Annotated in this window: 18 protein-coding genes, 1 rRNA gene, 1 other RNA gene and 1 other annotated feature; of the genes, 19 read left to right on the top strand and 1 reads right to left on the bottom strand. The window is 50.3% G+C overall.

Features of this window, described 5'->3' with window-relative positions:
* The first annotated feature begins 119 nt into the window (after window positions 1–119).
* The 4 genes from GON22_RS26290 to argS all read left to right on the top strand — a co-directional run bounded on the left by GON22_RS26290 (window position 120) and on the right by argS (window position 3,589).
* Window positions 120–470, top strand: coding sequence for a DUF7667 family protein (locus GON22_RS26290; protein ID WP_237179323.1), 351 nt, complete (start codon window positions 120–122; stop codon window positions 468–470).
* Window positions 442–981: a DNA-deoxyinosine glycosylase gene (locus GON22_RS23535; protein ID WP_336604360.1), complete on the top strand. Its 540-nt coding sequence runs from the start codon at window positions 442–444 to the stop codon at window positions 979–981. Before GON22_RS26290 ends, GON22_RS23535 begins: the two co-directional genes overlap by 29 nt.
* A gap of 57 nt (window positions 982–1,038) precedes the next feature.
* Window positions 1,039–1,296, top strand: a binding site (T-box leader).
* 81 nt (window positions 1,297–1,377) lie between these two features.
* Complete coding sequence (locus tag GON22_RS23530) at window positions 1,378–1,869, top strand: DUF1934 domain-containing protein (RefSeq protein ID WP_160398537.1); 492 nt, start codon at window positions 1,378–1,380, stop codon at window positions 1,867–1,869.
* Between the two features lie 40 nt (window positions 1,870–1,909).
* Window positions 1,910–3,589: an arginine--tRNA ligase gene (gene argS / locus GON22_RS23525; protein ID WP_160398536.1), complete on the top strand. Its 1,680-nt coding sequence runs from the start codon at window positions 1,910–1,912 to the stop codon at window positions 3,587–3,589.
* A 112-nt stretch (window positions 3,590–3,701) separates the two neighbouring features.
* On the opposite strand, the gene GON22_RS23520 is transcribed toward argS, so the two are convergent.
* Entirely contained in the window at window positions 3,702–4,835 is a 1,134-nt protein-coding gene (locus GON22_RS23520) for a S8 family peptidase (protein WP_160398535.1), read from the bottom strand.
* A 359-nt stretch (window positions 4,836–5,194) separates the two neighbouring features.
* Here GON22_RS23520 and rpoE point away from each other — a divergent pair, with 359 nt between their 5' ends.
* The 15 genes from rpoE to GON22_RS23445 all read left to right on the top strand — a co-directional run.
* Window positions 5,195–5,764 carry a DNA-directed RNA polymerase subunit delta gene (gene rpoE / locus GON22_RS23515; RefSeq protein ID WP_160398534.1) on the top strand — a complete coding sequence of 190 codons (570 nt, stop codon included), beginning with the start codon at window positions 5,195–5,197 and terminating at the stop codon, window positions 5,762–5,764.
* A 415-nt stretch (window positions 5,765–6,179) separates the two neighbouring features.
* Entirely contained in the window at window positions 6,180–7,787 is a 1,608-nt protein-coding gene (locus GON22_RS23510; protein WP_160398533.1) for a CTP synthase, read from the top strand.
* Window positions 7,788–8,054: 267 nt separating this feature from the next.
* A complete protein-coding gene (locus GON22_RS23505) occupies window positions 8,055–8,450 on the top strand; it encodes a response regulator (protein WP_336604361.1) in 396 nt (131 codons plus the stop codon).
* Between the two features lie 372 nt (window positions 8,451–8,822).
* Window positions 8,823–10,079 (top strand): UDP-N-acetylglucosamine 1-carboxyvinyltransferase, encoded by a 1,257-nt coding sequence (locus tag GON22_RS23500; protein WP_160398532.1) that lies wholly within the window; start codon window positions 8,823–8,825, stop codon window positions 10,077–10,079.
* A gap of 109 nt (window positions 10,080–10,188) precedes the next feature.
* A complete protein-coding gene (gene rho, locus GON22_RS23495) occupies window positions 10,189–11,559 on the top strand; it encodes a transcription termination factor Rho (RefSeq protein WP_160398531.1) in 1,371 nt (456 codons plus the stop codon).
* Between the two features lie 38 nt (window positions 11,560–11,597).
* A complete protein-coding gene (locus tag GON22_RS23490; RefSeq protein ID WP_160398530.1) occupies window positions 11,598–12,857 on the top strand; it encodes a radical SAM protein in 1,260 nt (419 codons plus the stop codon).
* Window positions 12,858–12,994: 137 nt separating this feature from the next.
* Entirely contained in the window at window positions 12,995–13,192 is a 198-nt protein-coding gene (gene rpmE, locus GON22_RS23485) for a 50S ribosomal protein L31 (protein ID WP_006039625.1), read from the top strand.
* Window positions 13,193–13,265: 73 nt separating this feature from the next.
* Entirely contained in the window at window positions 13,266–13,709 is a 444-nt protein-coding gene (locus tag GON22_RS23480) for a hypothetical protein (RefSeq protein WP_160398529.1), read from the top strand.
* 67 nt (window positions 13,710–13,776) lie between these two features.
* An RNA gene (gene ffs, locus GON22_RS23475) (signal recognition particle sRNA large type) lies at window positions 13,777–14,044 on the top strand.
* 207 nt (window positions 14,045–14,251) lie between these two features.
* Window positions 14,252–16,054: a DNA polymerase III subunit gamma/tau gene (gene dnaX / locus GON22_RS23470; RefSeq protein WP_160398528.1), complete on the top strand. Its 1,803-nt coding sequence runs from the start codon at window positions 14,252–14,254 to the stop codon at window positions 16,052–16,054.
* Between the two features lie 39 nt (window positions 16,055–16,093).
* A complete protein-coding gene (locus GON22_RS23465; RefSeq protein ID WP_160398527.1) occupies window positions 16,094–16,405 on the top strand; it encodes a YbaB/EbfC family nucleoid-associated protein in 312 nt (103 codons plus the stop codon).
* Window positions 16,406–16,500: 95 nt separating this feature from the next.
* Window positions 16,501–17,100, top strand: coding sequence for a recombination mediator RecR (gene recR / locus GON22_RS23460; RefSeq protein WP_160398526.1), 600 nt, complete (start codon window positions 16,501–16,503; stop codon window positions 17,098–17,100).
* Between the two features lie 144 nt (window positions 17,101–17,244).
* Window positions 17,245–17,538: a DUF2508 family protein gene (locus GON22_RS23455; protein WP_160398525.1), complete on the top strand. Its 294-nt coding sequence runs from the start codon at window positions 17,245–17,247 to the stop codon at window positions 17,536–17,538.
* Window positions 17,538–17,801: a pro-sigmaK processing inhibitor BofA family protein gene (locus GON22_RS23450; RefSeq protein WP_160398524.1), complete on the top strand. Its 264-nt coding sequence runs from the start codon at window positions 17,538–17,540 to the stop codon at window positions 17,799–17,801. The genes GON22_RS23455 and GON22_RS23450 overlap by 1 nt, the downstream gene beginning before the upstream one ends.
* A gap of 401 nt (window positions 17,802–18,202) precedes the next feature.
* Window positions 18,203–18,327 (top strand): 16S ribosomal RNA (locus GON22_RS23445); the annotation flags it as partial.

The following is an 18,327-nucleotide window of genomic DNA, read 5'->3' as shown; positions in this document are numbered from 1 at the left end:
GCTTAGGATGAAACATTATACATTTATACATAACAATGTTCTTTCTATTTATCTAGCGCTTAAGATGCTATATTCTAGGCATGATGTGGGCATGATGGATACCAGGAGGTGGTGTCTATATGAAGTTGATGCCTATTCATGAACGGATGGCAGAGCTGCGCATTATCCAGAAGCGCCGTAAGCTGACTGACACGGAGAAGTTGGAGATGGAACACTGTCTAGATGTAAATGCGGACCATTGCCTGCGGTTAGCTTATTTGTATAACATGTCGTTAATGGCTTCAATGACAGAGGATCAGGAGTGGCAGTATGAGTTGTGCAAAGAAATCGAACGATACGGCGGAACGCCAAACAACAGCAGTGCCAACACCAACAGAACTGTCAGAACTGACAGTGCCGACAGCACAAACAGCACAAACAGCACTGACAACAGCAGCGGGAGTGGAGAAGGAACTGGCGCCGGAGGCTAACGATCTAACGGTGTACTCATTTCCTCCTATAATCAATGAACAATCGCGTGTACTCGTGCTTGGCAGCATGCCGGGCGTGCCTTCATTGACGGTGAACGAGTATTATGGCAATCCTCGCAATTACATGTGGCGGGTGCTATATGGCTTGCATGGATTAAACACGGTGGATGAGGCGTATGAGCAAAGGATTGCTTTTGCGCTATCGCATCATATCGCGATGTGGGATGTTTTAAAGTCATGCACGCGCGAGGGGAGCCTAGATGCTGCGATTCGGGATGAGGTGGTCAACGATGTCCCCGCGTTGCTGGAACAATACCCGAACCTTCGGTGCATCGCCTTTAATGGCAGTAAATCGCATGATACGTTCATGCGCCATTTTGGCAAGCTACAGTCCGTTCAGCGGATCGACTGCCTGAAGCTGCCTTCGACAAGCCCTGTTCCGACGAAGGCAATGAGGACCTTGGCGGATCGCCTTGGCGCGTGGCAAGTTATTGTGCCTTACCTGCAATAAAATTCAATCCTTGCATTTGCATTTTTCGGCTCATGGCATATAATAGATGCAATCATGTTACAGACATTGAACGGGATAGTACGCAGCGAGGTAATGCGACAGCGAGCCGGGGTGGTGGAAGCCGGCAGCATTCGCGCGGCGGAATCGCACCCGGGAGTCGGCGGCTTGAAGGCGGCGCATTACGCGTACGCTGGGTAGGGCAGCCCGGTCACGCCGTTATCGTGTTCGAGAGGCAGCATGCCAAGCTAGCGCGTTTTGCGTATAGCAAGAATGCTGCCAGAAGAGTGGTACCGCGGATATAACTCCGTCTCTTTCCTATAAGAGACGGAGTTTTTGTTTCCTTGCGGCATGCGTGACGGGATGGCCATCAGTTTGTACAGAAAGGAGGTGCCGAATTTGACGGATAAAGCGAGCGTGCGCTTGATTTTAAGCAGTGATATTGAAGGCGAGAAGCAAGAGCATCATTTTCATGGCGAATGGTATCGCAAAGGCCGTACCGTTTACGTCCGTTATTCGGAGACGGATGAGGAAGCGGGCGAAACGCGGACGCTCATTCGCTGGCGGGACGGCGAATTGCATATTGCAAGGCGCGGGCTCGTCGATTCGGAGCAAACTTTCGTAGCAGGCGTGCGGCGAACGGGGCGCTATGCTTCTCCTTTTGTGCAGTTTCAGATGGAGACGGACACCGAGTGGTTGTGGATGCAGTGTGGAAATTGGCGGACCGATGGCGAGCGAAGCGGGGCAGAGCCGCCTCATGAAGGCGACAAGCCTATCGATGGCGAGCTGCTGCCTGATCTCCCGATGCTGCTAGAGTGGCATTATAAGATGTATGTCGATGGCGAGCTTACCGGCCAGTTTAAGATTAAGCTGCAGGCGGAACGGAATTAAGCAATAATCTAATCCAGTATGATAAGGGGACGAATCAACGATGGCGACGAATGCGATTGAACGGTTATATGATAGTGTCAAAACAGCGCTGGCTAATGCGGTAGTAACCGCGGGCTTAGCAACACAAGAGGAGCTTCCGGCGTTCGTGCTTGAAGTGCCGCGCGACAAGTCGCATGGCGACCTCGCGACGAATGCAGCGATGCAGCTGACGAAGCTGGCGAAGCGCAATCCGCGCCAGATCGCGGAAGCGATTATTGCGAACCTAGACACGGCATCGGCGTCGATTGAATCGGCTGAGATTGCAGGCCCAGGCTTCATTAACTTCCGTTTGAACAAAAGCTATCTGTATCCTGTTGTAACCGAAGTGCTATCCGCGGGTGAAAACTATGGACGTGTAAATGCAGGTGCAGGCAAGCGCGTGGAAGTGGAATTCGTAAGCGCCAATCCAACGGGCAGCCTTCACTTAGGGCATGCGCGTGGTGCGGCAGTTGGCGATGCGCTGTGCAACGTGCTTGATTTTGCAGGCCATGAAGTGACGCGTGAATATTATATTAATGACGCAGGCAAACAGGTAGAGAACTTGGCGTACTCCATTGAAGCGCGCTACAAGCAAGCGCTTGGGCAAGAGGCGGTTATGCCGGAGGATGGCTACCATGGCGCTGATATTGTCGGTTTTGCGCAAGAGCTGGCAACGCAAGAGGGCGATCGCTTGCTGTCGCTGCCTGACGATGAGCGGTTCAGCTTCTTCCGCCAATACGGCTTGGAGCGCGAGCTGGACAAAATCAAGCGTGACCTCGGCCGCTTCCGCGTAGGCTTCGACCTGTGGTACAGCGAAACCTCGTTGTACGAGCAAGGGTTAGTTGAGCAAGGCCTGGATGCACTGCGCGCAACCGGGCATGTGTATGAAGAGGAAGGTGCGACGTGGCTTAACACGATGCAATTCGGCGACGACAAGAACCGCGTTTTGGTCAAAAATGACGGCTCGTACACGTATTTGACGCCGGACATTGCTTATCATCGGGTGAAGTATGGCCGGGGCTATGACCGCCTGATCAACATTTGGGGCGCTGATCACCACGGCTATATTCCGCGGATGAAAGCGGCGATGGAGGCGCTCGGCAACGATCCAGGCAAGCTTACGGTTCTCATCGCACAGATGGTCAGCCTGTTCCAAGACGGCGAGAAGGTGAAAATGTCCAAGCGGACCGGCAAAGCGGTAACGATGGAAGACCTGATGGATGAAGTGGGCGTCGATGCGATCCGTTACTTCTTTACGATGCGCAGCATGGACTCCCATCTGGATTTCGATATGGATCTCGCTGTATCGACATCGAACGAAAATCCGGTGTTCTATGTGCAGTATGCGCATGCGCGGATTTGCAGCATTTTCCGCCAAGCTGAAGAGCAAGGGATCACAATGCGCCCGCTGTCTGATATTGACCTGTCCCGCCTGGAGACTGAGCAAGAGTATGACCTGCTGCGCAAGCTCGGAGAGCTGCCGCAGGAAATTACGGATGCAGCTGAGCAATATGCGCCGCATCGCCTTATCCGCTATGTGTATGAGCTGGCTGCGCAATTCCATAGCTATTACAAAGCGGAGCGCGTCATGACAGACGATGCCGAGCAGACGCAAGCGCGTCTTGCTTTGCTCGCCTCAACACGTATCGTCATCGCTAACGTGCTGAAGCTCGTCGGCGTTACAGCGCCGGAGAGAATGTAATCTTCCCGCAAACAATCAAAGCCAGGAGTGCCCCGTCGGGGTGCTCCTGGCTTTTTACGTCGGTCGAAATGAGCTTCGAAATACAACTCGGCTACTCATGTGTTCGCCGCAGCTAGCGGTCTGAAACCTGCAGCATTTTGGCGATGTCGATCTCGCCGGTTACCCGAGGGGAACGCTTGCCTTTGAGTGGCTGCATAGAGCGCCGCAATATCGCTTTCACTTCGCTCGGTGTTAAATCGGGGTGCTTGGCGAGCAACAGCGCTACAGCGCCGCTTACATGCGAGGTTGCCATCGACGTGCCGCTCATCTCATGGTACTTGCCTTTTAGCCAAGCGGAAGTGATTTTGTCACCAGGTGCATAGATATCGATGTAGATGCCGCGATTGCTGAAGGGCGCAATGCGCCGCAGGCGTGTCGTAGCGCCGACAGATATCGTCTGTGGGTAGCGGGCAGGATAATCGATTGCGCGGCGTTTGCCGTCGTTGCCGGATGAGGCAACAATAATAACGCCGGCGTTCGCAGCGTTCGTCACAGCGCTTAACAACGCCTTGCTTCGCGATTTCATGCCGAAGCTCATGTTGATAATGTTCATCCGATTACGCACGCACCACTCGATCGCGAGTATAATATCGGAGACATAGGCGCTTCCGTTATGGTCGAACGCTTTAATGGGATGGATGGAGGAGCGAGGCGCTACGCCGATCATCCCTTGTAATTGATTGGCCGCAGCGATTGTGCCAGCGATATGCGTGCCATGGCCGTTGTCGTCATGCGGCAGCAAGCTGCGATTGAGCAGATTGATGCCCCGTGCGAGCGACTGGCGCAAATCGGGATGGCTAAAATCAACGCCGGTGTCGACGACGCCGATTTTAATTTTGTGGCCGGTTGTCGTGCTCCATGCTTGTGGGGCCTTAATGTTGGATACGCCCCAAGGAATGCCTTTGTCCGGAGCTGATGCCCGCTGGGTTGCTGTGTGAATGCGGACACGCTGGTCGGTTTCCACCCAGACGCGGCCATCGAACCGGCGATGAGGCTGGTCGTCGGGAATCGGGCAGGAGATCGCCTGAATAATGCCCATCTGCCTGACCGACTGCAGCGACGAGACCGATGCCTTCATTTCTGACCACTCATGCACGAAACGGCGAAAGTCTTGGCTGTGTTGGAACCGAATGATTCTCTTTTTGTGGCTCACGTTCTTCTCGGTCATCATGCCCTGCAGCCAACGGAGAAAAGCGGTGGTGTCCAAATTACGGGTCCCCTCCCGACGACGATGCTGCAGTATTGTATGAACGAGCGTCGAGCGCTGCATGAGCAAGTTGCCTTTTTTCATATAATTAGGCTTGAAACCGTGTCAAAAAGCGGAGAAAGACATACGATGATGTAAGAGCCCCGCGAAGGCTCCCGCCGGCCCGGCAGGCGGATGGAAACATCCAATCCGGAAGGATACAGTCAGAGCGAAGGGGATTTGCCCTTCGCTTTTTGCGCACGGACAAGCCTATAAGCTTGCATTTTTAAGGGAAATAGGTTTTACTATAGGTTGATACGGTAACAATCGTATATGAACGGCATTTTTGCTATTGAAGTAGCACGGGAGGATGGGTCAGTATGAGCATCGATTTCGCCGCAAAATGGGACCGCGAACGCATTCAGGAAATGCCAATGGTGGACTTGGCTTTCGAAGTGCTGAAAGCGACCAACACGCCGATGTACTATCGGGACATGATGATGGAGATCGCTAAGATTCGCGAGTTGGATCCGGAGAAAATCAATGATGTAATTGCGCAAGTATATACGGAAATCAACATCGACGGGCGATTTGCCTGCGTCGGTAACAATAACTGGGGACTGAAACGCTGGTATCCGGTTGAACGTAATGAAGATCCGGTTACGAATGCGAAGCGCCCTCGCATTATTAATGATGACGACGATCTGGACGACGAGGATATCTACGCGGACGAGGAAGAAGAGGCGTACACGCCGGACGAGGAAGATTACGATTCATACGATGAGGATCGTGAAGGATTCGAAGAAGGCGAAGAAGAAGCCGAAGTTGATGAGGAAGTCATTGACGAAGAAGAGATCGAAGAAGATTCGGACGCTGAGGGTGATGAAGGCGACGATGAGGATGAAGACTTCGACGACGATCAAGACGATGATGAAGGCGACGACAAATAAGCGAATGATTGGCAGAGGCTCCGCATGTTCCATTTGGGAACAGCGGAGCTTTTTTAGTCATGGACTTTACTTGACAGGCTTACCGCGAGCGGGTAAACTATTGCATGGGCTTCTGATTGCGGAATAAGAAATTTGTAACATTTGGACTACTTGTCCGGCTTATTCTCGCTAATAATCCGTATACTTTAGATCTAAAGTGCCCCGTGGACACGGGTGTCACTTTTTTTATTTTGCCATTTAACTTCCTTTCTACTCAGGACGCCGTCCGTTATCGGACGGCGAAACCTTTTTTGCCAGAAGGACGAGATGGCCGCTCCACAAATTGGAAGGCACTCCATGTCGGTGTGCACCACTGAATACGGCAACAATAGGCAAACCTAAACATTAACATAGGAGCTTGGAGGGTATTGGTACAGTGACTAAATACATTTTTGTAACTGGCGGCGTCGTGTCGTCCTTAGGTAAGGGCATTACGGCTGCATCACTTGGCAGGCTGCTGAAGAATCGTGGCCTGAAAGTAACGATCCAAAAGTTTGACCCTTATATTAACGTTGACCCGGGAACGATGAGCCCGTATCAGCACGGCGAGGTATTCGTTACCGATGACGGTGCTGAGACGGACCTTGACCTTGGCCATTATGAGCGTTTCATTGATATTAATCTTTCGAAGAACAGCAACGTAACGACAGGCAAAATCTATTCCACCGTTATTACGAAAGAACGCCGCGGCGAATACTTGGGCGGCACGGTGCAAGTTATCCCGCATATTACGAATGAAATCAAGGATCGTGTTTTCCGCGCAGGCAAGGAAGCGGGTTCGGATGTTGTTATTACGGAAATTGGCGGTACGGTAGGCGATATCGAGAGCTTGCCTTATTTGGAAGCGATCCGCCAAATCAAGAGCGACATCGGCCGCGATAACGTCATGTACATCCATGTAACGTTGATTCCTTACATCAAAGCAGCAGGTGAAGTGAAGACGAAACCGACGCAGCACAGCGTGAAGGAATTACGCAGCATCGGCATTCAGCCGAACGTCATCGTTTGCCGTACAGAGCATCCAATGGCTGACGATCTAAAACGCAAAATTGCACAATTTACGGACGTTGATGCGAATGCAGTTGTGGAGTGCCGTGATGCATCGACACTGTATGAAGTGCCGCTGATGCTTCGCGAGCAAGGGCTGGACGATATCGTCGTTAACCATTTGAAATTGACGACGACGCCGCCAGACATGAAGGAATGGGAACAACTCGTTCAACGTGTGAAGTCGTTGCACAAAACGACTGAAATCGCCATCGTCGGCAAGTACGTTGCGCTTCACGATGCGTATCTATCGATTGTGGAATCGCTCGGCCATGCAGGCATTGCTGCTGATTCTGACGTTAAGATCCGTTGGGTGAATGCAGAAGAATTGACGGAGAGCAACGTAGCTGAACAACTGCGTGGCGTTCACGGCATTCTAGTGCCAGGCGGATTTGGCGACCGTGGCATCGAGGGCAAGATTACAGCTATCAAATATGCCCGCGAGAGCGGCACGCCGTTCTTCGGCATTTGCCTCGGCATGCAAGTTGCTGTAATTGAGTTCGCCCGTAACGTTGGCGGCCTGTTGGACGCGAACAGCTCGGAGATCAATCCGTCCACGCCATACCCTGTCATCGATTTGCTGCCAGAGCAGAAGGATATCGAGGATCTTGGCGGTACGATGCGCCTGGGCCTGTATCCTTGTAAGCTCGTTCCAGGCTCCGTTGGCATGAAAGCATACGGCGATGAGCTCGTGTACGAGCGCCACCGCCATCGGTATGAGTTTAACAACGAGTACCGGGAGCAATTGGAATCGCGCGGCTTGGTCTTCTCGGGCACTTCGCCTGACGGCCGCTTGATTGAGATGGTTGAATTGCCTGAGCACCCTTGGTTCTTGGCTGTCCAATTCCATCCAGAGTTCACGTCGCGCCCGAACCGCCCTCAACCGTTGTTCCGTGGCTTCGTAAGCGCAGCATTGAATTTCGCAGAACAACAGTAATGGAATCCATCCCTGTTTCTCAACTTACGAGAAACAGGGATTTTTTTTAAATTTGTCTCTAAAAAGGGTGATTAAGGAAGGTGCTTGTTTGGGTAGTGATTAAGGGTGGGAATTGAGCTTGTGGAGTTATCGCCAATATCTGACAAGACATGTAATTCCTTTTTTTGATAAAGATGCAGGAAATTATGGATACATATGCGAATATATTTAACGACTGTCGGGTACGTCCAAGGCTGGGCGATCGTGGTGTTCATGGGAGGTTATATGGTGGAGAAGAACAAAGTGTTGATTGTCGATGACCAGAATGGCATTCGCGTCTTACTGATGGAAGTGTTCAGTAGCGAGGGATACTCGACTTTCCAAGCATCTAACGGTAAGCTCGCTTTGGAAATCGTTCGATTGGAAAAACCGGATCTTGTGCTGCTTGATATGAAGATTCCGGGAATGGATGGGCTTGAAATTCTGCGGCACATTAAGGCGATTGACGTTGATATTAAAGTCATTATGATGACAGCGTATGGTGAGCTGGATATCATTAAGGAAGCGACTGACTTGGGAGCACTGATGCATTTTACAAAACCGTTTGATATTGATGAGATGCGCTTAGCGGTGAACAGCCAGCTGCGAGGTGACCAAACGAATCGTTATGCGATAGGGACCTAACCTTACGGGTCCCTTTTTTTGTTTAGCGGACAATCCATTTACTATACGTGGGCGCGGTGTGGTATAATAGCGCAGGATGACAAGTAGTTGTTGGGGATAGAACCGTCTGATTGGTAGCAGCAATTTTTAGCGTAACGTCCGAATAAAGAAATCGATGACCGCCCGTTTAGGGCGGCTTGGCCATATGGAGCTATGCTCCTGCGAAGATGAGGCGTTTACCTCATCTTTACGCATGTGCGACAGTCTCTCCCATATTGGACCGCATGCGGTTCGAGGGGAGAGATTCGCCGTATTCATGGGAGTTTAGTGCAATAATTGGCTGCTGAAGCTCGATTATTTGTTCGCTTTTGACGGGGAGGAATCGGTTAAGGCATGGAGAAATTGATGATCCGCGGTGGTCGGCCGCTTCATGGTGAAGTTCAAATTAGCGGAGCCAAGAACAGTGCAGTTGCGCTGCTTCCCGCTGCAATATTGGCAGAAACAGAAGTAACGCTCGATAATTTGCCTGCGATAAGCGATGTTGCCGTATATAGTGAGATTTTGCGGGATCTCGGAGCGAAAGTAGAGCGTCATGAAGATATGATGCGTATCGATCCTTCGAATTTGGTCTCTACTGCTATGCCTAATGGAAAGGTAAAGATGCTGCGGGCTTCGTATTATTTGATGGGTGCATTGCTCGGAAGGTTTGGCGAAGCGGTTATTGGGCTTCCGGGAGGCTGCAACTTTGAGCCGCGTCCAATCGATCAGCATATTAAAGGATTTGAAGCACTGGGTGCTACGGTAACCAATGAGCATGGCGCTATGCGGATTTCGGCCAAGGAGCTTCGCGGTGCGAAGATTTATCTGGATATTGTCAGTGTAGGCGCAACGATTAATATTATGCTGGCGGCTGCAAGGGCCAAAGGCTCTACCATTATCGAGAATGCGGCGAAAGAGCCTGAAATTATAGATGTTGCTACACTTCTTAACGCCATGGGGGCTAAGATTAAAGGGGCTGGCACGGAGACCATTCGCATCGAAGGTGTTGAACGGCTGCACGGCTGCCGGCATTCTATTATTCCAGACCGCATTCAGGCGGGCACATATATGATTATGGCTGCTGCAACACGTGGCAACGTTACCGTGGAAGGCGTCATTCCGAAACATATGGAGGCGGTTACGGCCAAGCTTCGTGAGATGGGTGCGACAGTCGATGAATTGGACGATGCGATTCGAATTGTCGGGGGCGACCAGCCCTATGAAGCGGTTGACCTAAAGGCGCTCGTGTATCCTGGTTTTGCGACTGATCTACAATCGCCAATGACGAGCCTTCTTACGCAAGCTAAGGGAGTCAGCGTGCTCTCCGACTACATCTACGGCAATCGTTTTAAGCATGTGCCGGAGCTTGCGATGATGGGTGCGAACATTCGATTGGAAGGCCGTTCAGCTATCATTGAAGGCGGACCGCTTAGTGCAGCCAAAGTGCATGCGACAGATCTGCGCGCGGGTGCGGCGCTTGTTATTGCAGGCTTGACGGTTAAAGAAGGAATTACCGAAGTGACGGGTGTAGAATATATCGATCGTGGCTATGACAATCTCGTAGACAATTTGCGCCGGCTTGGAGCAGATATTTGGCGCGAGACCGTATAACGAAAGTCGATCATTGCAGGGAACGGCGGTACTGATTTCGTCTGAGGCGGAATAGGGTCCGCCGTTTCGGGCAATGCTGGTAAGCAAAATATAATAGTGTGGTGAGAATATGACGGATCTTCAGATCAACGATCTGGAAGAGATGAAGTTGACCGATCTGTACAAGTTGGCTAAACAGTACCAGATCCCTTATTACGGTCAATTTAAGAAAAAAGAACTCATTTTCGCGATCCTGCGAGCGCAAGCGGAGAAGAGTGGATTTTTCTTCATGCAAGGAATACTGGATATTCTGCCGGATGGCTTTGGGTTTTTACGGCCAATTAACTACGCCAGCAGTAATGAAGATATCTACATTTCGCAATCCCAAATTCGTAGGTTTGACCTTCGGTCCGGAGATTTGGTTTCTGGCAAATGCCGTCCTCCTAAAGAGAATGAACGGTACTATGGTTTGCTGCAAGTTAATGCCGTGAATGGAGAAAACCCTGAAACTGCTGCAGAACGCCTTCACTTTCCCGCGCTTACTCCTCTTTTCCCAGAGAAGAAATTGGTACTAGAAATGGCCCCTAACAAGCTCTCGACACGCATAATGGATTTGCTTGCACCGGTCGGACTCGGACAGCGTGGTTTAATTGTGGCGCCGCCCAAAGCGGGTAAAACATTGCTTCTCAAAGAAATTGCGAATAGTATCTCAGCTAATCATCCCGACATTGAATTATTCGTATTGCTTATAGATGAACGGCCTGAGGAAGTTACAGATATGCAGCGCTCGGTCAAAGGTGAAGTAGTTGCATCGACCTTCGATGAATTGCCAGAAAACCATATCAAAGTAGCTGAGCTTGTGCTTGAGAGAGCGCTTCGGCTTGTAGAGAGTAAGAAAGACGTTGTGATTTTGCTCGATAGCATTACGCGCTTAGCGCGCGCATACAACCTTGTTATTCCGCCATCAGGCCGAACGCTGAGCGGTGGTATCGATCCAGCGGCCTTTCATCGTCCGAAGCGATTTTTCGGTTCCGCGCGAAATGTGGAAGAAGGCGGCAGCCTGACGATTCTCGCAACCGCACTGATCGAGACGGGCTCCCGGATGGATGATGTGATTTATGAGGAGTTTAAAGGCACGGGCAATATGGAACTGCACCTGGACCGCCGTTTGGCGGAACGCCGGATCTTCCCTGCACTCGACATTCGCCGCTCCGGAACGCGCCGCGAGGAAATGCTTTTGTCCAAGGAAGAGCTGGATAAAGTGTGGGCGATTCGCAAGAGCATGAATGACTCTATGGAGTTCGTAGACAGCTTCCTGAAGAAACTTGCGGATTCGAAAACGAACGAGGAGTTCCTGATGTCATTAGACACATCATCTTTCCCAGGAGCGCCTAACGGCGGCAGCAGCAATAGCGCGGCAGGAACGAATAGCAACAGCAATAGCGGCTCAAATTCGGGCAGGCGCCCAGCAGCCCGTTCGACAGCATTGTCGCGGGATTGATGCCGATTTGTAAATGTATTTATTTTTAGGAGGACACCATGAATCTCGTATATGCAGACGCCGACGGCAACGTATTTGATCATCCGACATGGATAGGTCTAGGGCGAAGCGGCGATATGGCTGTGGAGCTGATGGAAGATGAGTTGATTCCGCTTCCAGATGGCGCCACGCTAGTTGGGCTGCCACATACGCGTCCAATTGGCTTTGACCCTAAGAAAGGCGAGATGGCTGTACTGCCGGGAGAAGTTCAAGCTGTAGGGGCGTTGCTGCCTCAAGGTTATACCCGGTTGAATATCCCTTCGTATGTTAAAACGAACAAGAATGAGAAATTTCCACTGTTCGGATACACAGCGGTTGTTTGGAAAGATGGGCAGTTTTATGTAGCGGCACAGCCGACCGATGATCCGGAACGTTGGAATCCTCTCAATTGTGACCGCAAAGAGCTGCGTGTGAAAGTGGACCAGTTAATTAATCGTTATCCAGACAATCGGTTATATAAACATTTGTCCAATTGTGCGTTAGGTTACGAATGCCTTACTTCTTCCAATACTTTTTTGCAGCGCTGGGAAGGCGCGGTGCCTGTATCTTTCTCGTGTAACGCGGGATGCTACGGATGTATTTCGGAACAGCCTGAGGACAGTGGATTCGTAGCGCCCCAGACTCGCATGAATTTCAAGCCTACCGTCGACGAGGTTGTCCAGGTAATGTTGGAGCAGTTGATTACGCCGGATGCGATCATCAGCTTTGGCCAAGGTTGCGAGGGTGAGCCATCTACACAAGCGAAGATTATCATAGACGCGATCAAAGAAGTTCGCAGCCAAACTTCAATGGGGTACATCAATATTAATACCAACGCTGGTTTATCTGACCATATCCGTGGAATTGTAGATGCTGGGCTGGATTTGATGCGTGTCAGTACGATTAGTGCGCTTGATGATCATTATAATGCCTATTACAAGCCGCGTGGTTATACGCTTGCAAACGTGGAAAAATCGCTCAAATACGCGACGGACAAAGGTGTATATACCTCGATTAACTATCTCATTTTCCCAGGCGTAACGGACCGGGAAGAGGAGATTGAGGCAATGATCGGATTTGCCAAACGGACAGGCCTTAAGCTCATTCAGATGCGCAATTTGAATATCGACCCTGAAAGCTATCTAGAGCTTATTCCGAAAGCGCAGGGCGAGATTTATGGCATGAAGCAAATGATGGATATTTTCCGTGAGGAATTGCCAGATGTCGTCATCGGTTCTTACACGCACGTGCCGCCTGGGCAGTTGCGCCGCGTTCGTTAAATCATATTCGCATGTTTTGGCATCACCGCAGGCGACAGATTTCATTGCATATTTCGAATGGACCATGCTATAATCACGTTGTCTGTGCAATTTACTCTGGATTCGCATGTAATCCAGGGCGGAAAGAGGTGAACGCGATGAAACAAGGTATTCATCCGACGTACCACGTAACGACGGCAACGTGCGCTTGCGGCAACACGTTCGAGACTGGTTCGATCAAATCGAATCTTCGTGTCGAGATCTGTTCCGTATGCCACCCGTTCTTCACTGGCAAACAGAAATTTATCGATGCCGGCGGCCGTGTGGACAAGTTCAAAAAGAAATACGGTATCTAATATTCTGTTTAAAATTGGCAGAATACAACAGCCTCCCTCAGCCATCCTATGGTCTAGAGGGAGGTTTTTTGTTATGTTGCGTTTATTGATTGCGCATTCCCGCCAGATAAGCCAAACAAGGCCGAGACGTTACTTATTGATGAGCGCTCTAGTGGTTACGGTGATGATGGCTGCTGCTGGCTGTGGTGGAGGGAGCGGCAAGTATGACAATAAGATGAAGGTGCAAAATTATGGCCATGATGGCTACATGGGCCTGACTAACACGAATCCTAATCTGCCGAACTCTCCGAACAGCTTAACGATTAAGAGTGACACTGATTTTGTAGATGAGAAGCTTCGCGGAATCAAGGGGATTCGCCGCAGCCGTGTCACGATTGATGGTTCATCCATGCATGTACGGATTGATCCGGACCCTGCGTTGAGTGCTGCAGAGCGAGCGAAATTGCAATCAGATGCAACGGCAGTCGTACAGCACAATATGCCTCGCTACGACGTGCATGTAACGGTAACCCATTGAAGGAATGATGAGGGAACAGCCGCATGAAGGTTGCGCTTTGTCTTTGAATGGGCTATACTTAGTTCTACCGTGCTAGACGGGGAGGTAGCGGTGCCCTGTAACTCGCAATCCGCTGTAGCGAGGTTGAATTCCTGCCTGAGGTTATGCTGATGCGGGGTTTGGTATTTGCAATCAATGTTGACAGTTGGGTCCTCCGCAATGGACGTCTGTGAACCCGGTCAGGTCCGGAAGGAAGCAGCCGTAAGCAGGTTAGTTCATGTGTTGGAGGAGTGCCTGGCTCGAGTTGAAGTGCAAGGGTGCCACCCGGGTCGCATGGATCGGGGGCAGGTGCACGGTTCCTATAACATGCATCCGCCAAATCGGCTGTGTGGAGTAATGGCAGTAGCCACTCCGCATAGGCCGGTTTTTTTGTATGCTCGCAATGTCTCCCAATTAGATGATAGAGCGGCAAGAGTCTGCATAATGCTTGTTTTTTTGCCACGGAGGTTCGTGTATAATGGTATAATCGGATCGAAATGTCATTGCAGAAAGGATGGGTCCCCATGTCTCACATAGCCTTATATAGAGCCTGGCGTCCCCAGACGTTCCATGACATGGTCGGACAGCGGCATATTATCCGGACGTTACAGAATGCGATTCGTGAGGACCGTGTCTCACACGCCTATCTGTTTAATGGACCGCGCGGAACAGGCAAGACCAGTGCAGCCAAGATATTGGCCAAAGCGGTTAACTGTGAACGCGGACCGGCGCCGGAACCATGCAATGAATGTGACGCATGTCTAGGGATTACAGCGGGCACGGTAATGGATGTCGTCGAGATTGATGCCGCTTCCAATAGGGGCATTGATGAAATTCGCGATATTCGTGATAAAGTCCGTTATGCCCCGTCCGAGGTTCGCTATAAAGTGTATATTATTGATGAAGTGCACATGCTTACGACAGAGGCATTCAACGCTTTGCTCAAAACGTTGGAGGAGCCGCCGGGACATGTCATTTTCATCCTTGCAACAACTGAACCGCACAAACTTCCGCCAACGATCATATCGCGGTGCCAGCGATTTGATTTCCGCCAGGTTTCCTTAGAGGAACAAACAGAGCGGTTACGGCTAATCTGCCAGGAGGAAGGCATTGAGGCTGACGAAGAAGCACTAGCGTATATTGCACGCCTATCCGAAGGCGGGATGCGCGATGCAATTGGCTTGCTTGAACAGTCTGCCGCATTCGGCGGAGAGCGTATTACGCTTGAAGGCGCAGTGGATGTAACAGGTGGATTAGCAGCCGAGCAATTCGCTAAGCTTGCTGAGGCGGTGAGGGATCGTAACTCTGGGGCTGTGCTGCCCTTAGTTGAAGGTTTAATGCAAGCAGGCAAAAGCGCTGAGAAATGTATGGAAAACTTCATTTACTATTTCCGCGATCTGCTTGTTCTTAAGCTTGCTCCCCAGAGCGGCGCGGCGACGGAGCGCATCGTTGACGACAGTCGGTTCCGTGAGATGGCAGATGGATTCAGTACAGAGCGGCTGTTTGTTATGATCGATGTGCTCAATCGCTATCAAGCAGATATGAAATATGCTCTGCAGCCTCAAACATTATTTGAAGTAGCGCTTATGAAGCTCTGTACGCTGAGTGAATCGAGTGATGCATCTGCGCGCAATGCGGGAGCTGCTGCTAGTGGAGCTCAGGCTTCGCCTGGTGCTGGAGGCGAAGAGGTGGCAAAGCTTCAACGCCAAGTGGAGGCACTGGAGAAGAAGCTTGATCAACTGCTTCGCAGCGGTGTGGCAGCAGGCGGCACCGAAGCTGGATCAGCATCGGCGGCAAGCGGCAATGGAGCCGTACGGCGAAATTCCGGTTCCCGGGGAGGCTTTGGAGCTTCGGGTGGGGGCGGTTTGGGTGCAATTGCAAAACCAAAGCTTGAGCCATTCGTTGCAGTTGCTAATGGGCAGGCGATTAATCAAATCCGAATGCGTTGGGGCGAATTGCTGCAGCGCGTGAAGGAAACGAAGATTACTGTTCACGCCTGGTTAGTGGACGGGGATCCTGTCTCTGCTGCAGATGACACCGTGCTCGTCGCGTTTAAGAGCATGATGCATCGGGAAACAACGGAGAAGCCGGCTAACCGTGAATTGATCGAACAAGTGCTTCATTCGGTGTTTGGTCGTCCTGTGAAGCTGGCTACTGTTATGGTGAAAGATTGGCAAGCGGCATCAGAGAATGGTGCCCCAGAAGCGGCTGGCGAGCCATTGGAACTTCGAATGGATGATGAATCAGGGACTGCTTCAAAACCGGAATGGGTTGAAGAGGCGTATAAAATGTTTGGCGATCAGCTTGTTGAATTAAAGCAGGACTAGAAATCGTGAGCAACATACATTTTCCGTGAGGTGATTGTTATGACAAACATGCAACATATGATGAAACAAGTGAAGAAGATGCAAGAACAAATGCTTAAGGCACAGGAAGAGCTGGGCACGAAAGTAATCGAAGGATCGGCTGGTGGCGGCGTTGTTAATGTTAAAGTTAATGGCCACAAGCAAGTTCTTTCTATTGTGATCAAACCAGAAGTAGTAGACCCAGAAGATATCGAAATGCTGCAAGACCTCGTTATTACGGCAGTTAACGATGCGTTGGCTAAAGCTGAAGAGTTGGCAAACGAAGATATGGGCAAATACACAGGCGGCATGAAAATCCCAGGCCTGTTCTAAGCATAAGTTAGCAAGGCTGTATTTATGAAATCGGCCTGTCGGATTCGCAGTATGCGTCCGGCGGGTCGTTTGTTGTTGAGAGGGGTTGAATGCTCATGTATTATCCCGAGCCGATAGCCAAATTGATCGATGCGTTCACTCGACTTCCCGGCATTGGCCCTAAAACGGCTGCGCGTTTAGCCTTTCATGTCCTGCGGATGCAGGAGGATGATGTTATTGACTTTGCTAAGGCGCTAGTGAGTGTAAAGCGGAACCTTCATTATTGTTCAGTATGCTGCAATATTACGGACGTCGACCCATGCCGGATTTGCCAAGATAAGAGCCGCGACCATGCGGTAATCTGCGTCGTTCAGGAATCTAAGGACTTGGTTGCAATGGAGCGTACGAAAGAATTCACGGGTTATTATCATGTTCTTCAAGGGGCGATATCCCCAATGGAGGGGATTGGTCCGGACCAAATTCGGGTAGCTGAGCTCCTGCAGCGATTAAGTGATGAACGGGTTCAAGAACTTATCATGGCGACCAATCCGAATATTGAGGGTGAAGCGACCGCGATGTATCTTTCAAGATTGGTCAAGCCGTTTGGCATTCGTGTAACGCGTATTGCCCACGGGTTGCCGGTTGGTGGGGATCTTGAATATGCGGATGAGGTAACTTTATCTAAGGCATTAGAGGGACGTAGGGAATTAAATTAGTACCTAATGAAGCGTAAGTAGCCGATCACCTTTCACAGGGTGGTCGGCTTTTTCTATATACCCTCGTCCTCCACGCGTTCTAGGGGCAACTCCTGCGACATAAGAATGTGGTATGAGAGAGTGGACGAGCGAGGGGGAAGTGAGATGCGTACGCTTGCGAATTGGTTTAATTTTAGAAAGCTGACAAAAACTGCGGAGGCAGGGAGAACGAAATTTGTACCGGATGAGATATGGCAGTTGAAGAAAGACGTCGAAGATGCACGTAAGGGGTGGCATAACGCCTGTCGATTCTTCAATTATGTCGTTGAACCGGATGAAGTGGAATATGCGATTTATCACCTTAAGGCAGCTGAGCAACGTTACGTCATGCTAATTCGAAAAGCGAAGGCAATCCAAGGTGTGGATTGGCCTGCGTGGTCAGCAGGTGATATTCGATAATGACAATTGTACTAACAGGAATCTTAATTCTTTCTTCCGCTACGTTGCTATTCGTTGTGATTCGTGCCAAGCCTTCGTTCGAATGGCTCCGCAGGTTTGCTATTCATATTGTTATCGCTGCGCTGGGCCTGTACGCCATCAATTATTCGGGTTTGCTTAGCGGTTGGGAAATTCCGCTTAACCCTGCAACGATTGGTACAGTTATGGTATTAGGTTTGCCAGGTATTGTCCTTATTGCTGGATTGCGTATGGCACTGTTCTAAAAGATGAGCCGGAGAAGGGCATGATGCCTTTACTGGCTCATCTTTATCTTTGTTATTGAGGATTGATTCAGATGGAACTTGGGTTGACGCGGGAACTTGTTTATGTTAAATTGAACTCCTCGCCTTTAAGGTGAAAGGGAGCAGTAAAAGCAACTTAAAAGAAATCTAAAAAAGTGCTTGCAATGTGATGAACACCTATGATATATTATAAAAGTCGCCGCTGAACGAAACGGCAACACGAAATAAAAGCTTGACCAACTAAACATCATGTGATAAGATGTAAAAGTTGTCGAAATTGTTCTTTGAAAACTGAACAACGAGCGAAACTGTCAGAATAAATGTTTCAAATGAGCTACAAATGCTCTAAAGTTGAAGATTTTCAACTCGCGTTGAAAACTTCTTTTATGGAGAGTTTGATCCTGGCTCAGGACGAACGCTGGCGGCGTGCCTAATACATGCAAGTCGAGCGGAGTTGATGAGGTGCTTGCACCTCTGATGCTTAGCGGCGGACGGGTGAGTAACACGT

Origin of the sequence: Paenibacillus sp. MMS18-CY102 (genome assembly GCF_009789195.1) — a bacterium.
Classification (GTDB): Bacteria; Bacillota; Bacilli; order Paenibacillales; family Paenibacillaceae; genus Paenibacillus_T.
The sequence above is the reverse complement of the archived record's forward strand: the minus strand, read 5'-3'. Positions and strand labels throughout refer to the sequence as shown.

Coding starts and splice junctions, on each gene's coding strand:
- rpmE (WP_006039625.1), top strand. CDS start 12,995: ATGAAACAAGGTATTCATCCGACGTACCACGTAACGACGGCAACGTGC.
- GON22_RS23500 (WP_160398532.1), top strand. CDS start 8,823: ATGGAGAAATTGATGATCCGCGGTGGTCGGCCGCTTCATGGTGAAGTT.
- GON22_RS23490 (WP_160398530.1), top strand. CDS start 11,598: ATGAATCTCGTATATGCAGACGCCGACGGCAACGTATTTGATCATCCG.
- GON22_RS23480 (WP_160398529.1), top strand. CDS start 13,266: ATGTTGCGTTTATTGATTGCGCATTCCCGCCAGATAAGCCAAACAAGG.
- recR (WP_160398526.1), top strand. CDS start 16,501: ATGTATTATCCCGAGCCGATAGCCAAATTGATCGATGCGTTCACTCGA.
- dnaX (WP_160398528.1), top strand. CDS start 14,252: ATGTCTCACATAGCCTTATATAGAGCCTGGCGTCCCCAGACGTTCCAT.
- GON22_RS26290 (WP_237179323.1), top strand. CDS start 120: ATGAAGTTGATGCCTATTCATGAACGGATGGCAGAGCTGCGCATTATC.
- rpoE (WP_160398534.1), top strand. CDS start 5,195: ATGAGCATCGATTTCGCCGCAAAATGGGACCGCGAACGCATTCAGGAA.
- rho (WP_160398531.1), top strand. CDS start 10,189: ATGACGGATCTTCAGATCAACGATCTGGAAGAGATGAAGTTGACCGAT.
- argS (WP_160398536.1), top strand. CDS start 1,910: ATGGCGACGAATGCGATTGAACGGTTATATGATAGTGTCAAAACAGCG.
- GON22_RS23465 (WP_160398527.1), top strand. CDS start 16,094: ATGACAAACATGCAACATATGATGAAACAAGTGAAGAAGATGCAAGAA.
- GON22_RS23450 (WP_160398524.1), top strand. CDS start 17,538: ATGACAATTGTACTAACAGGAATCTTAATTCTTTCTTCCGCTACGTTG.
- GON22_RS23455 (WP_160398525.1), top strand. CDS start 17,245: ATGCGTACGCTTGCGAATTGGTTTAATTTTAGAAAGCTGACAAAAACT.